Origin of the sequence: Rhodoligotrophos appendicifer (assembly GCF_007474605.1) — a bacterium.
Lineage (GTDB): Bacteria > Pseudomonadota > Alphaproteobacteria > Rhizobiales > Im1 > Rhodoligotrophos > Rhodoligotrophos appendicifer.
Genome location: NZ_VHKL01000001.1, coordinates 629,689 through 644,331 on the forward strand (window position 1 = coordinate 629,689; position 14,643 = coordinate 644,331).

Genomic DNA, 14,643 nt, shown 5'->3' on the forward strand with positions numbered 1-14,643 from the left:
ACACGGGATCCAAGCCTCATGGCCAAGACCGTCTTCATCCTGAACGGCCCCAATCTCAATCTTCTGGGCAAGCGTGAGCCGGAGGTCTATGGGCGCACCACTTTGGCCGAGATCGAGCAGATGCTGACCGCCGCCGCCGGGCCTCTGGGCTTAGCGATCGACTTCCGTCAATCGAACCATGAAGGGATGCTGGTCGACTGGATCCATGAAGCCAGGGAGAGTGCGGCGGGGATCATCATAAATCCGGCCGCTTTGACCCACACCTCGGTGGCCATTCTCGACGCCTTGAAAACCTTCGAAGGGCCCATCGCCGAGGTTCACCTGTCGAATGTGCATCAACGCGAGGCGTTCCGTCACCATTCCTATGTCTCGCCGGTCGCAACCGGGGTCCTCTGCGGCTTCGGTCCCCATGGCTATAGAATGGCGCTGGACTGGATGGCCCAGCGCCTGACGTCGACGGATTAGGCTTCGGCGGCGAGTGCGGCCTTGACCTTGGGCCGCTCTGCGACGCGGTCCATATAGGCCTTCACATGGGGATATTTGCCCATGTCGAAGCCGGTATATTGGGTCCAGCGCAGGACAGTGAAGGCATAGCCATCCACGATGGTGAACTGGTCTCCCGTCAGGTACTTATTCTTCTCGAGCGCCTTGTCCATGTAACTGAGCTTCTGCTCGATGGTGCTGCGCGAATAGGCCTTGACCGCCTCGTCCACGTCCTTCTTGAACAGCGGTCCGAAGGGCTTGTGCAGCTCTGCGGAAACATAGTTCAGCCACTCGATGAGATGGTAGCGATCGAGGCTGCCCGGGGCAGGCGCGAGATGAGCCTCGGGTGCCTTGTCGGCGATATAGTTGAGGATGGCGGGATTTTCCGTCAGGACGGAGCCGTCGTCCAGGACCAGAGTGGGCACTTGGCCCTTGGGATTGATCTGAAAGAAGTCAGCCCCGCTTGCCGTTTTCTTCGTGCCGAGATTGACCTTTTCGATCTCGTGGGCGAGGCCCGCCTCGTGCAGGGCGATATGCGGCGCGAGCGAACAGGCTCCCGGTGACAAATAGAGTTTCATGATATTTCACTCAAATAGCTGATGAGGCGCAGACCTTATCACTGATGCCCGAAATAGCGGAACAGCGTCTGCTTCCACCATTCCCCGCGGATGGTCCCGAGCAGCGCCAGATTGAGATCCTCCCTCAACGGGCTCCCATTCGGCATGGCGATCGCATAGGTCTGGGTATCGAGGACGACGTCGAGCAGGTCCAAAGTCGATGAAAACTGTTGCAGGATCAGCCACGCCAGCAAGGGCCTGTCATAGACGAACGCATCGATCCGCCGCTCCTCGAGAGCCTGCAAGCCCTCTTCCACGCTGGCGAAATCCTGGTGAAGTATACTTGCTTCGTCGAGATATTCGATGGCTGCCGAGCCGCTGACGGTGCCGATCCGCTGGGCGGCCAGATCAGCCACAGTCCGGATCTCGCCATGGGATGTCCGGCCGGTGATGGCGGACACCATCGCCGCGGCGAGAAGTGTCAGAACGATGAGCGAGATCGCCATCCCCACGACGCCGAGGAAGCGAGGTGAGGTCCTTTTTCCTGGCTGTGGCGGGAGCTTTGGCTGCGGCAGCATCTCCTTGCGCGGGCGCTGCGGCGGCCCGTGCTGAAGATCCCCATCCCCGGCCTTGCCCGACTTGCGCTCGAAGGCCCAAACGAGGGTGCCGATGACCAGGACGACAGCCACCAGGGCCATGATGATCTGCATGAATCCGAATGAGCTCATCGACCGCATGATGGTCACCCAGTTGGTCTTCCCATCGATGCTGACCGCGATGCCGAGGCCCGTCGTGTAGAAGGGCTGGGTGAAATCGAGGATCCGTTCGCGCTCTGCGGTGACCGTCAGGGCCGAAACCGCGAGGTCATAGGTGCCTGTGGAGGTGCCTGCGACCAAGGCATCGATCGAAGCGGCTTCCTCGATGCGGAAATCCACCCGCATAGCGGCTGCCATCTTGCGCCACAGATCGATGCTGATGCCGCTCCAGGACCCGTCGGCGGCCTTGAGAGAAAAGGGCGGGGCAACCAGAGTGCCGACGACGAGCGGGTGGGGCGGGGCAGTGACAGCCGTTTGAGCGCGCAATGCGGGTGACGCTCCGACAAGGAGCATCACGGTTAGGGCGATCAATGCCCGACACACCTTCGCGGTCATCGTCTACGCTGCCTCTGCGTCGTGAAGCTGCGCTGATTAGCAGTCATCCGGCAAGGGCGGTAGGGTTCTTATCATTGCGGCCGTGGCCGTCCATTACTGAGCGGAGCCGACAACGTTGTTCGAGTCGTAGAACTCGACGGGGACACCCGGCTTGACCAGATGGACGAGCTCCTCCACGTCCCAGTTCGTCAGCCGGACGCAACCATGGCTGTTCGTCTTGTCGATCTTGGATGGCTCGGGCGTGCCGTGGATCCCGAAGGTGGGCTTATCCAGGCCGATCCACGTCGAACCGATCGGATTGTTGGGCCCAGGAGCGAGGCGCAGGACCTCGGTGTTCTTGCCCTGCTGGAAATTCACCTTGGGCCGATACCAATATTCCGCCTTGGTGGCGATGGCCTTCACCGCGTGCGTGCCGGCGGGGGAGGGCATGTCGGAGGACCCGATGGTGGCGGGATAGGCCACGAGCAGGCGGGCGTCGCTGCCATAACCCAAAAGCTGCTTGCGCTGCTTGTCGGCGATGAGGTGCACCACGTTCGCCTTGAAGGGTTTGCCGGTGTCGGCAATGATGATCTCGTCACCGGCATTGAAACCCGATTTCGGATTGAGCTGGCGGACCAGCTTCTCGTCCATGTGGAATTTCTCGCCGATCATTTCTTCGATGGTGCGATAGGCGATCGTCTCCATCTTCGACAGCTCGGCATAGTCTCTGGGCGTCTTTGCTACGAAGGGACCGGCGACGTCCTTCTCGGTGACGACATAGGTTCGCAGCGGCGGTGTCGTGTCCAGGCCGGCGAGCACGTCCCAGAGCTGCTGGTCGATGCGGCCGGTGATGGGAAGGCCGTGCATCTCCTGCGCCGCGGTGACCGCCTTGCGGACATTGTCGCCCCAGAAGCCATCGATCACCCCGGGCGATGCGTGAGCACGATCGAGCATGACCTGCAGCTTCAGCACGATGGGGTCCTGCTTTTCCGCCTTGAAGGGCCGCGACTGGAACACCGCTGCATTGGTGAGCGGGATCAGATCCTCGGCCGGAACCGTCTGTGCTTTGAGGTTGACGCCTGCGGCAAGGTCCTGGTCTGGCCTTTGCGGGTCGACGATCTCGGCGTCCTGAGGAATGCTTCCTGTCGTCAGGCTGGGATCCTGGCTTGCCGGCACCGTCTGAGCGGTAGCGAAGGTCATGAGGCTGGCGTAGAAACTCAAGGGGACTACAAAATATTTAACCAACTTGACCATGGCAGTTCTCGCAACCCCAAACGTGCCTGCACGAAGTAGTAAGCAGGCAAGACTCTTTCACTACTAGGGTTAAGAAACAGTTTGGCTGGCATGTGGTTCGACAGGAGGAACTGTGTACGAGGTTGACTTCATTAGGCGGTTGGAGAGCGGGCTGAAGTCTTCGCTGTCCCTGTGGAGCATCTCCGATCAGACCCAGCTCTCCCTGCTGACGGTCTCCGAGAACGCCACGTTCCGCGGCACCGAGACCGGACTGGGCCATGACATCGTCTTTCGCGTCCACCGCCCCCACTACCACACCCGCGAGGAGATCCTAGCGGAGCTCGCTTGGATCGATGCATTGCGCCAGGGGCGGACGGTCGAGACGCCTCGCCCCATCCCGCTGCGCGACGGATCGCTCGTCGCCGAATTCGACGACGAGGGCATGACGCGCCATGTGGTCGCCTTCGAATTCGTCGCGGGCCGAGAGCCGGCGCCCGGAGATGATCTGGTCGGATGGTTTGCCAAGCTGGGCGCCATCCATGCGACACTGCACGGTCACGCCAAGACGTGGCGTCGGCCGGATGCCTTCGTGCGGAAGGTCTGGAACTTCAACAGCATGCTGGGCAACGCTCCCCTGTGGGGCGATTGGCGCGACGCTCTCGGCCTCACCGTGGAGGGCCGCGAAATCCTCTCCCGCACGACGGCCTTGTTGGAGCGTCAGCTCGCGGAGATCGGCGAAGGGCCCGACGATTTCGGCTTGGTGCACGCCGATCTCAGGCTTGCCAATCTTCTCGTCGAGGGCGACCGGATGGCGCTGATCGATTTCGACGATTGCGGCTTCAGCTGGTTCCTCTACGATTTTGCCTCGGCGATCAGCTTCATCGAGCACGAGGACTATATCCCAGCGCTTGAAGCCGCCTGGATCGAGGGCTATCGCAGTGTAGCCCCGCTCTCCGAGGCGCGCGCAGAACAGCTGCCGATCTTCGTCATGCTGCGGCGGATTCTCCTCACGGCCTGGATCGCCTCTCACCGGGAGACGGAGACGGCCCAGCTCCTTGGCGACGCCTATACGCAGGGAACGGTCGCCCTCGCCTACGACTTCCTCGAGCGGTATCGAAAGGGCTGATGATGAGCCGGAAACCCCGCGAGATCCTTGCGCTCAATGCCTTTGACGCCGGCAATCCCGCGCCCCTCGCCGCCGACGTCCAGGACCTGCTCGCACGCCGCGACCGCAGCTTTGGCGCGACCTCGATGCTGTTCTACGAAGAGCCGCTGCACGTGGTATCCGCGAGCGGGGTCCATTTGCATACCGCCGACGGCAGGACATATCTCGACCTCTACAACAACGTCCCCTCGGTGGGACACTGCCATCCGCGGGTCGTGGACGCCGTGTCCCGGCAGATGGGGCTCCTGAATTCCCACACCCGCTATCTCTACGACGTGCTTCACGACTACGCCGAGCGGCTGCTGGCGACGTTTTCGGCACCGCTGACCAATGTCGCCTTCACCTGCACCGGCAGCGAGAGCAATGACCTGGCCCTGCGCCTGGCACGAGGCATGACGGGCAGCACGGGGGTCATCGTCACCGAGACGGCCTATCACGGCAATACCACTGCCGTGACCGAGGTCTCCCCCTCCTCTTACAAGCGCGGCCGCCCCCCGAGCTATGTCCGCACCATACCGGCGCCCGACGCGCGGCATTACGGCTCCGACATCGGGGCTGGCCTTGCCGCAGCCGTTACGGCAGAGATCGAGACATTGCGCAGCGAAGGCTTTGGCTTTGCCGCTTTGCTGGTGGATTCGATCTTTTCCAGCGATGGCATCTTTTCCGATCCCGCCGGCTTCCTCGCGCCTGCCGTCGCGGCTGCGCATGAGGCGGGGGGACTGTTCATCGCCGATGAGGTCCAGCCTGGTTTCGGCCGCACCGGTGACGGCATGTGGGGCTATGACAGACACGGGGTCCGTCCTGATATCGTGACGCTGGGCAAACCCATGGGCAATGGCTTCCCCATGGGAGCGGTCGTCACGCGGCCCGAGATCCTGACGCGTTTTGCGGAAGAATTCGGCTATTTCAATACGTTCGGCGGCAATCCGGTGGCCTCGGCCGCAGGCATCGCCGTGCTCGACGTGATCGCCGACGAAGGCTTGATCGACAATGCCCGAACGGTCGGAGCGCAGCTGAAGCAGGGCCTGGTCGAACTGGCCAAGGATCATGCCGGATTGGGGGAGATCCGCGGCACCGGGCTCTATCTGGGCGTCGAGATCGCGGGGGAAGGGGGCCCGGACGCCGAGGCGGCGACTCGGCTCATCAATGGCCTGCGGAGAAAGGGGATCTTGATCGGAGCGGCCGGGCGTTTCGGCAATGTGCTGAAGATCCGCCCGCCGCTCTGCCTGACGCGCGGCCATGGCGACGAATTTCTGACCGTCCTCGACGAGCTTCTCGGAGCGACTGGTCAATCATGAGGATTCAGAAAAAGAAATGGGCGCTCGGTCGGGGTCCCGAGCGCCCAGCGCTTGTGCGCATTTTGCGTCGGGAGGGGAATACCGACGCGTTTCACGGTTGTCAGTGGTCATCGAGCGGGGGGCAGATGGACCACTTTGAGAGAGAGAGGGGAACAACCGCTACCCCCCATAAATGGCCCAGCAGCTGTTGCGTTTCAATCACGATGTGAAAAAATATTTGTGATAAGGTGAATTTTTCCTGAAATAGACACCTATGCTCTTGATTTTTCTTCGAAAATAAAAATTAACGCCGGTCTTGCCCCGTATCGATATTTCGCGGAGCATTGAAGACGAAGAGCTTCGGATCGGGCGCAACGCCCGTTTCGACGTTGGAAAGCGAGATCGTCGTGCGGTTCTTGTCGCTGTCCACGATGACCCACTGAACGAGGCTTTGCTTCGTCTCGTCGAAGACGAGGATGAGCTGGCCAGGCACGAAAGCTGACTTGTCTTCCAGGGTGACGGCGACCAGATCATCCTGGCGGCGGACGTCGACGACATTGGCTTCCTGGAGCAGGTTCACCTTCGGCGCGAGGACGAGTTGCAGGGGGGTCTTGGACAGAGGGTAGAAATCGCTCTTCTCATTCTTGCGGTTGGCGACGATCACATAATCGCCATCGGACACCACGAGGAACGGGTTCGGCGGCGCATATTCGAACCGCAGCTTCCCGGGCTTGCTGATGAAGAACAGCCCCTGGGACACATGACCCTTGGGTCCCACCTGGATGAAGTCCCCCTGGATGTAATTGAAATTGTTGAAATAGTTCGAAATCGCCTGAACGGACTGCGTCTGTTCGGCGGTGAGTTTGGCGGGAGCGGCGGCGTGGGCGCGCTCCATTGACGGCGTCGTCAGGGTGAGGGCGGCACCGAGGGTGAGCGCCCCGACGGCGCACATCGCCATCCGCGTCGCGCGCTTGATTCTGTTCAACATGCTTGACCTGCTCCGTTCAATCTTCTGATTCGCGCAAACCTGTGGGCGCAAGGGCCACCTGACTGCGCCTGAGACTAATCCTCATCCGCCCGACCTTCGCCCACGAGGACGGCACGCTTTCCTGCGTGATTGGCGGCACTGATGATCCCTTCTTGTTCCATTCTCTCGACCAGGGAGGCTGCCCGGTTGTAGCCGATCTGCAGTCGCCGCTGGATATAGCTCGTCGACACCTTGCGATCCTTCAAGACGACGGCCACCGCCTGAGCATAGACATCGTCGGAATCCTCGGGCAGGCCGATATCGGAATCCGACGATCCGCCGGACTCGCTCTCCACCTCCTCGGTGATATCCTGCAGATATTCGGGCGAGCCCTGGGATTTCAAGTGCTCGACGATGCTCTCTACTTCCTGATCTGAAACAAAGGCGCCATGAAGGCGGGTAATCCTACCCCCGCCCGCCATGTAGAGCATGTCACCTTGGCCCAGCAGCTGTTCGGCACCCTGCTCGCCGAGAATGGTGCGGCTGTCGATCTTGGAGGTGACCTGGAAGGAGATGCGGGTCGGAAAATTGGCCTTGATGGTGCCGGTGATGACGTCGACGCTCGGCCGCTGCGTCGCGGTGATGATGTGGATCCCCGCCGCGCGCGCCATCTGGGCGAGCCGCTGGATGGCCCCTTCGATCTCCTTGCCCGCCACCATCATCAAATCGGCCATTTCGTCGACGATCACGACGATGAAGGGCAGCGGGGCGAGCGACATCTCCTCTTGTTCGTAGAGCGGCTCCCCGGTCTCCGGGTTGAAGCCGGTCTGCACGGTCCGGGTCAAGGTCTCACCCTTGCGCACCGCCTGCTCGACGCGTTGATTGAAGCCGTCGATGTTGCGCACCCCGACCTTCGACATCTTGCGATAGCGGTCCTCCATCTCCCGCACCGCCCATTTGAGCGCGACGATGGCCTTGCGCGGATCGGTGACCACGGGGGTCAGGAGATGCGGGATGCCTTCATAGATCGACAGCTCCAGCATCTTCGGATCGATCATGATCAGCTTGCAGCGATCCGGTGGCAGCCGATAGAGCAGCGACAGGATCATGGTATTGATCCCCACCGACTTTCCCGAACCCGTGGTTCCCGCGATCAGCAGATGCGGCATGCGGGCGAGATCGGCAAAGACGGGCTCGCCGCCGATGTTCTTGCCGAGAGCGAGAGCGAGATCCTGGTTCGTCTTCTCGAAGGCCTCTGAGGCCAGCAATTCGCGGAAATAGACGGTCTCCCGACGGGAGTTGGGAAGTTCGATGCCAATGACATTGCGCCCTGGCACGACGGCGACGCGGGCCGAGATCGCGCTCATGGAGCGCGCGATATCGTCGGCGAGCCCGATCACCCGCGAGGATTTGATGCCCGGCGCTGGTTCAAGCTCATAGAGGGTGACGACCGGACCCGGGCGCACATTGATGATCTGTCCGCGGACACCGAAATCTTCCAGCACACCTTCCAGCATCCGCGCGTTCTGCTGAAGCGCTTCGTCGGTCAGATCTGTGGGCTTGCGCTGCTGCTTTGGCTCCGCCAGCAGAGTGAGCGGCGGCAACTCGAAGGCCCGTGCGGAGGAGAAGGGGAAGGAGGGTTGCATCTCCTGCTTGATGCGCTTCCCCTGTTTGAGCGGTTTGTCCGTTCGAGTAACAAAATGGCCGCCCGGAAGCGGCTGCGGGTCGAAACTGCGCCCGTCGTCCATATCCTGCTCGTCGGCCAGGGCCTCGGCCTCGGGAAAGGCTTGGACGAGCCGCGGTTCCGCCCGCGAGCCGACGGTTGCAGGCTGCAGGTAAGGGGGCTCTTCCTCATCAGTACCGAGGAACCGGCGGCGCAATCCCTGCATCAGCCCGCCGACCCTGGGCATGATGCCGCCGGTCCGTGGCGTCCGACGAGCGCGCGGGGCGGACTGGGCGGGTCCGGCATAGGCAGGCAGCTGGCGATTTTGCAGGAGGCTCTGGCCCCGAAGAAACAGATGCGAGATGCCGCCGACCGTGCGCTCCGCACCTTCATAGGCGGTGTCGCCGAAGACGCTGGTGAGGCGCAAGACGTTTTCCGTGCGGACGGCGCAGGCATGGCACAGCAGGATGACGGTCAAGAGGGTCAGCAAGCCGCCGGCGATCGTCGCACCAAGGGAGGATCCCAGGAAGAAGCCGAAAGCCGCCGCCAGCGACTCGCCCACCAGGTCTCCCGTCATGCCGCCGAGACCGGTTGGCAGCGGCCACCCCTCGGGCTTCGCAATGAGGGTCAGCATGCCCGACGCCAGAATGGTCGTGAGGATCCACGAGATCAGCCGTCGAAAGGGCCGGGAAATGGTGAGATGGCTGAGAAGCCGCAGGCCCCAGGCCACAGGCGGCGTCACCAGGATGACGACGCCGAGACCGAAGAGCTGCATCATCATGTCTGCCGCGACGGCTCCGGGATAGCCCAGCCAATTGTCGGGGGCGGCATCGACGGCATGATTGAGGCTGGGATCCTGCACCGACCAGCTCGCAAGGCACAAGGCGGCCGCTGCCGCAGTGACGAGCAGCGTCATGCCGGCCAGCTCCGAGAGTCGGTTCCGCATGAACCGCTTCAGCCGGGCCGGTACGGGAGAATCATCTGTGTCGAGTACCCTAGTCCGCGCCATCCCGCCTCACCTGCATTTGCAACTGCAGCTCGGAAAGGCACGCATGGGTCACGCCGATTACACCCTGTCGCGAGGAGCTTACCCGGCGATACGGCTCTCTTCGAAAGAAAATCGGAGGATCCGTGCTGCCATTGCCGTCAACCTGACCATGGAGCGAACGTGGTTAAGAAGCGGTTAAACAAGGCCGATGGCAGGACGGATCTGGTCTCTTTTTGGCAAGTGATTTCCCCTGTCGTCAAAGCAAACCCCGGGATTGGAAGGGGAACCAATCCCGGGGTTTCCCCAGAGGGGATCAGGCGCTGATGGCTGGAGACATCTTCGCCTGACGCAGTTTCGTGGGCGACTTACGGCACCACTTCGCCGTGGAGGTTCAGGTCGAGACCTTCGACTTCCACTTCGCGGCTGACACGCAAGCCGATCACCAGGTCGATGACCTTGAGGATCACGAACGTCGCCACGGCGCACCAGATGACGGTGGCGGCAATGCCGTAGAGCTGCGTGCCGATCTGGCCCACATTCCCTTCGAGGGCACCGGCCGTGCCGCCGATGGCCTCGACGGCGAAGACACCGGTCAGGATTGCGCCGACGATGCCGCCGACACCATGGATGCCGAAAACGTCGAGGGAGTCGTCATAGCCGAGCATCGGCTTGAGCACCGTGGCGGCCCAGAAGCATGCGGCACCGGCGACCAGGCCGATCACCAGGGCTCCGCCGAAGCCGACAAAGCCGCAAGCAGGTGTGATGGCCACAAGACCGGCCACCGCGCCCGAGATGATGCCGAGCACGCTCGGACGCTTGTGGAACATCCATTCCGCGAACATCCAGGCCAGCCCGGCGGCAGCTGCCGCGATCTGGGTGTTGGCCATGGCGATGCCGGCGGTCTCGTTGGCCGCGACGGCCGAGCCCGCATTGAAGCCGAACCAGCCGACCCACAGCAAGGAGGCGCCGATGACGCTGAGCACCAGATTATGCGGGATCATCGGCTCGCTGGGATAACCGACGCGCTTGCCGAGGACGAGGCAGGCCACCAGGGCTGCAACACCGGAGTTGATGTGGACGACCGTGCCGCCGGCGAAGTCGAGAACGCCGTCACCCATGAGGAAGCCGCCGCCCCAGACCCAATGGCAGATCGGCGCATAGACGACGATCAGCCAGATGCCCAGGAACCATAGCAGTGCCGAGAACTTCATGCGGTCGGCGAAGGCGCCGCAGATCAGCGCAGGCGTGATGATCGCGAAGGTCATCTGGAAGGTCATGAAGACTGTTTCCGGAATCGTGCCGCTGAGCGAGGCCTTCTCCACGCCCGCCAGGAAGAACTTGCTGAAGCCGCCGACATAGGCGTTCAGGCTGCCGCCATCGGTGAAGGCGAGGGAATAGCCCACCACCATCCAAAGGATCGAGATAAGACAGGCCGCCGCGAAGCTCTGCATGAGCGTCGAGAGGATGTTCTTTTTGCGCACCAGTCCGCCATAGAACAGCGCGAGTCCCGGAATCGTCATCATCAGCACGATGACGGTCGAGACGAGCATCCAAGCGGTGTTGCCGGTGTCTATCGTGGGAGGAGGCGTGGCCGTAGTCGCGTCCTGCGCGAAGACCGGGATCACTGCCATCCCGAGGCTGAGTGCGATGGTGGCTAGAGCCGCCGTTGTCTTCTTGAATGGTTGCATGGCTGTTTGAACTTCCCCTTTGCGCACCGTTTCGACGGAACGGATACCCCGATGCGCTTGCTACGACCGTAGTGAGGGAATCAACCTTCGTGCCACATTGAAGACAAAATCTATAAGCCTGGGGAATCAACCGCTTAACAGATGAGTCGAGCAGCTGGCATCCCGACAACCTGCGGGTTCTGCCTAAAAATTGACCAGTACACCTCATGCCTGCGCAAAAAATATACTGCCATCCACGAGATTGATCTCCACCTCGCTCGCTGCCACTGTCGGCCGGAGATAGATAGTCACGTGAAAGGACCGTCATGACGGTGAGAGAGACCGGCGCTATGGCGCTCGACATTCCCCGCGAGGAGCCTCTTGGGGACCGCTTGGAGGCGTATCTCGCCAAATGCGAGGAGAAGCTCGGCTTTGTCCCGAACGTGCTGCGAGCCTATAGCTTCAGCCCCGCGAAGCTCCAGGCCTTTGCCGATATGTATAACGACCTGATGCTGGGCGCCTCAGGGCTCACGAAGCTCGAGCGGGAAATGATTGCCGTTGTCGTGAGCTCCTCCAATCATTGCTACTATTGCCTCTCGGCACATGGGGCTGCGGTACGGCAGCTGTCGAACGATCCTGCCCTTGGCGAAATGCTCGTGATGAACTATCGGGCAGCAGATCTGGACCCGCGGCGCAAGGCCATGCTGGATTTTGCCGTGAAGCTGACGGAACGGCCCGACGAGATCGAGGAAGCGGACCGGCAGGGTCTCAGGGACGGCGGCTTCAGTGACCGGGATATCTGGGACATCGCGGCCACCGCCAGTTTCTTCAACATGTCGAACCGCATGGCCGCCGCAATCGACATGCGGCCAAACCCGGAATATCGGACCCTGGCGCGATAGGGCGCCCTACAGCCAGCCTTTATGCTTGAAGTAGAAATACGGCATGATCGCGGTGAGGATCATGAGGCCAATGGCGAAGGGATAGCCGAACTGCCATTCCAGCTCCGGCATGACGGAGAAATTCATACCGTAGATGGAGGCGATGAGGGTTGGGGGCAGGAAGACGACCGCGGCCACTGAGAAGATTTTGATGATCCCGGTCTGCTCGATGTTGATCATCCCCAAAGTGGCATCCAGCAGGAAGTTGATGTTGCTGGTGAGAAACAGCGCGTGATCCGACAGGGCGAGAACGTCGCGGGCGACGGTCTTGAAGTTGCGCGCGAGGGCCTTGTCGGCCTTCTGTTCGGCCGGCCGGATCAGGAAGGCGCTCAGCCGTGTCAACGTCAACAAGCTCTCGCGCACGCGGCTGACCAGCACCTGGCTCGTGCCAACCCGGCGTAAAATGTCCTCGTAATCGATCCCGCGGTGGGTCTTGCCGGCATTGCGGGGCGAGAAGATCTCATGGGCGACCTTGTCGAGATTGCGCTGGGTCGCCTCGAGCAGATCCGCCAGCCGGTCAGAGATGGCATCCAGCAATCCCGCCAGGATGCCTTCGCCGCTGATATTGGAGAAGCCCTGCCGCTGACACATCATCGCGAAATTGCGAAAGGGAAGTGGATCCGAATAGCGGATCGTCACCAGACGATGACCGACCAGGATGAAGGTCACGGGGTCGAGACCAGGCGTATCGGTATCGGCCTTGGACAGGACCGCAGCCGTCAGGAAATAGGCATTGTCTTCCTGGTACAGCCGGCTCGACGCCTCGATTTCCGACATCTCCTCATGGGTCGGGAGTTCCACCTTGAGGGCGACCTCGACACAACGCTCCTCCTCGGCCGTCGGACTGAGGAGATCGACCCAGATCACGGTGTCGGGGAGGGGGTCGCCCGGATTCCAGCTTACTCGCGTCAAAGTGCCCGTGGCCGTGGTCATATAGGCGTTGATCATGTGCCGGATCCGTAACGCAGGACAGGGAAACGAAGCTTCGGTGGGTCGTCTAGACCAACGTCACCGAAGCGCCAATGTATTTGTCCTCCCGGATGAATTTATGACGGGCGCAACGCGAAGGCCACACTTGCGGCAAAAAGCAAATCGGCCCACGGGCCGATCCTACCTTTAGGTAAACAAATCCTGTACAGCTCGCGGCGATTTCCGAGGAAACGAGAATGTCGAGGATCGTACAGGGCTTCGGGCTGGCAATGGTCGCAGTGCTCGGCCTTTTGTTGTCCGGCTGCGGCATCAACACCATCCCCACCTATGAGGAGCAGGCGAAGGCGGCCTGGAGCGAGGTGTTGAACCAATATCAGCGCCGCGCCGACCTCGTGCCCAACCTCGTGGAGACGGTGAAGGGTTATGCGGCGCAGGAGAAGGACGTCCTGACCTCCGTCGTCGAGGCCCGCGCCAAGGCGACACAAATCACTCTTCCGCCCGAGGCGCTGAGCAATCCTGAGCTGATGAAGCAGTTCCAGGACAATCAGGCGGCATTGAGCAGCGCCCTGTCCAGGCTGCTCGCGGTCGTCGAGGCCTATCCCGACCTGAAGTCGAACCAGAATTTCCTGGCGCTCCAGTCGCAGCTCGAAGGCACGGAGAACCGCATCGCCATCGCCCGCCGCGACTACATCGAAGCGGTGCGGAAATACAATACGGAGCTCCGGACCATTCCCGGACGGTGGTGGGCCGCGGTCTTCTACTCCGACGCAAAGCCCATGGCGACGTTCGACATTCCGGCGGAGCAGCAGCAAGCTCCCAAAGTCCAGTTCAACTGAGGTCGCTGTCATGTCCGACATCGGCGAAATCGCCCCTGCCCATCGCCTCCCCTTCTGGCGCTCCTTCGTCTATTTCGTCATGTCCATCGTGGCCGCGACCTTCTGGTTCGGCCTCTGTTATGCCGCCCCGAGCTTCCCGGCTCTCACCGGTCGGGTGGTCGACCAGACGGCCATGCTCGATGCCCCGGCAACGGCAGCGGTCACAGCCAAGCTCGCGGCGCTTGAACAGAAGACGGGCGTCCAGCTTGTCGTCGCGATCCTGCGGGATCTCCAGGGCTACGAAATTCGCGACTACGGCTATCAGCTGGGTCGCTTCTGGCAGCTGGGTCAGAAGGACAAGAACAACGGCATCCTGCTCCTGATCATACCCTCCCAGAACAATGTCGCCATCGAGGTGGGCTACGGGCTCGAACCCGTGCTGACCGATGCGACGTCTCGCGTGATCATCGAGAATGCGATCATCCCCAACTTCCGAGCCGGCAATTTCGCGGCCGGGGTCGAGGCCGCCATCGACGACATCACCAAGGTGGTGAGCGGCGAGGCCCTGGAGGTTCGGCCGCAGGCCGTTCAAGACGATCGCAGCTTCAGCGAAGAGGACATCCTCCCGCTGATCTTCATCCTGTTCGTGGTCTTCATCATCCTGATGTCGTCGCGCGGTAGGCCGGGAGGCCGTCGTGGCGCCCGCTGGGGGACCGGCGGCTTCGGGTCGTCCTCCGGTGGCTTCGGCGGCTCCAGCGGCGGCTTTTCGGGTGGTGGCGGAAGTTTCGGCGGCGGCGGCGCCTCCGGCCGCTGGTAATGCTCGCCGC

The 14,643-nt window shown here is 61.9% G+C and carries 13 protein-coding genes; 6 read left to right on the top strand and 7 right to left on the bottom strand.

Annotation, left to right across the window (positions count from 1 at the left end):
- Positions 1-18: 18 nt before the first annotated feature.
- Positions 19-465, top strand: coding sequence for a type II 3-dehydroquinate dehydratase (gene aroQ / locus FKM97_RS02980; RefSeq protein ID WP_143957626.1), 447 nt, complete (start codon positions 19-21; stop codon positions 463-465).
- Here aroQ and gstA read toward each other — a convergent pair.
- The 3 genes from gstA to FKM97_RS02995 form a co-directional block, all read right to left on the bottom strand.
- A complete protein-coding gene (gstA, locus tag FKM97_RS02985) occupies positions 462-1,061 on the bottom strand; it encodes a glutathione transferase GstA (RefSeq protein ID WP_143957627.1) in 600 nt (199 codons plus the stop codon). The two genes, aroQ and gstA, sit on opposite strands and share 4 nt — an antisense overlap.
- A 38-nt stretch (positions 1,062-1,099) precedes the next feature.
- A complete protein-coding gene (locus FKM97_RS02990) occupies positions 1,100-2,191 on the bottom strand; it encodes a transporter substrate-binding domain-containing protein (protein ID WP_143957628.1) in 1,092 nt (363 codons plus the stop codon).
- 93 nt (positions 2,192-2,284) lie between these two features.
- Entirely contained in the window at positions 2,285-3,424 is a 1,140-nt protein-coding gene (locus FKM97_RS02995; RefSeq protein ID WP_246104905.1) for a L,D-transpeptidase family protein, read from the bottom strand.
- Between the two features lie 112 nt (positions 3,425-3,536).
- On the opposite strand from FKM97_RS02995, the gene FKM97_RS03000 reads away from it, so the two are divergent.
- Together FKM97_RS03000 and FKM97_RS03005 are read left to right on the top strand one after the other, a co-directional pair.
- Positions 3,537-4,529, top strand: coding sequence for a phosphotransferase enzyme family protein (locus FKM97_RS03000; RefSeq protein ID WP_143957629.1), 993 nt, complete (start codon positions 3,537-3,539; stop codon positions 4,527-4,529).
- A 2-nt stretch (positions 4,530-4,531) separates the two neighbouring features.
- Positions 4,532-5,866, top strand: coding sequence for an aspartate aminotransferase family protein (locus tag FKM97_RS03005; RefSeq protein ID WP_143957880.1), 1,335 nt, complete (start codon positions 4,532-4,534; stop codon positions 5,864-5,866).
- Positions 5,867-6,149: 283 nt separating this feature from the next.
- Here FKM97_RS03005 and FKM97_RS03010 read toward each other — a convergent pair whose 3' ends face one another.
- The 3 genes from FKM97_RS03010 to FKM97_RS03020 all read right to left on the bottom strand — a co-directional run bounded on the left by FKM97_RS03010 (position 6,150) and on the right by FKM97_RS03020 (position 11,151).
- Positions 6,150-6,833: a LolA family protein gene (locus FKM97_RS03010; protein ID WP_143957630.1), complete on the bottom strand. Its 684-nt coding sequence runs from the start codon at positions 6,831-6,833 to the stop codon at positions 6,150-6,152.
- A 74-nt stretch (positions 6,834-6,907) separates the two neighbouring features.
- Positions 6,908-9,421, bottom strand: a complete 2,514-nt coding sequence (locus FKM97_RS03015; RefSeq protein ID WP_205014671.1) for a DNA translocase FtsK — start codon at positions 9,419-9,421, stop codon at positions 6,908-6,910.
- 407 nt (positions 9,422-9,828) lie between these two features.
- Positions 9,829-11,151: an ammonium transporter gene (locus tag FKM97_RS03020; RefSeq protein ID WP_143957632.1), complete on the bottom strand. Its 1,323-nt coding sequence runs from the start codon at positions 11,149-11,151 to the stop codon at positions 9,829-9,831.
- Positions 11,152-11,480: 329 nt separating this feature from the next.
- Between FKM97_RS03020 and FKM97_RS03025 the strand changes: the two genes are divergently transcribed.
- Complete coding sequence (locus FKM97_RS03025; RefSeq protein WP_428977887.1) at positions 11,481-12,032, top strand: peroxidase-related enzyme; 552 nt, start codon at positions 11,481-11,483, stop codon at positions 12,030-12,032.
- 6 nt (positions 12,033-12,038) lie between these two features.
- On the opposite strand, the gene FKM97_RS03030 is transcribed toward FKM97_RS03025, so the two are convergent.
- Complete coding sequence (locus FKM97_RS03030; protein WP_143957634.1) at positions 12,039-13,019, bottom strand: magnesium transporter CorA family protein; 981 nt, start codon at positions 13,017-13,019, stop codon at positions 12,039-12,041.
- Positions 13,020-13,237: 218 nt separating this feature from the next.
- On the opposite strand from FKM97_RS03030, the gene FKM97_RS03035 reads away from it, so the two are divergent.
- Together FKM97_RS03035 and FKM97_RS03040 are read left to right on the top strand one after the other, a co-directional pair.
- Positions 13,238-13,837 carry a LemA family protein gene (locus tag FKM97_RS03035; RefSeq protein ID WP_143957635.1) on the top strand — a complete coding sequence of 200 codons (600 nt, stop codon included), beginning with the start codon at positions 13,238-13,240 and terminating at the stop codon, positions 13,835-13,837.
- Between the two features lie 10 nt (positions 13,838-13,847).
- Positions 13,848-14,633, top strand: a complete 786-nt coding sequence (locus FKM97_RS03040) for a TPM domain-containing protein (protein WP_246104906.1) — start codon at positions 13,848-13,850, stop codon at positions 14,631-14,633.
- Positions 14,634-14,643: the final 10 nt, after the last annotated feature.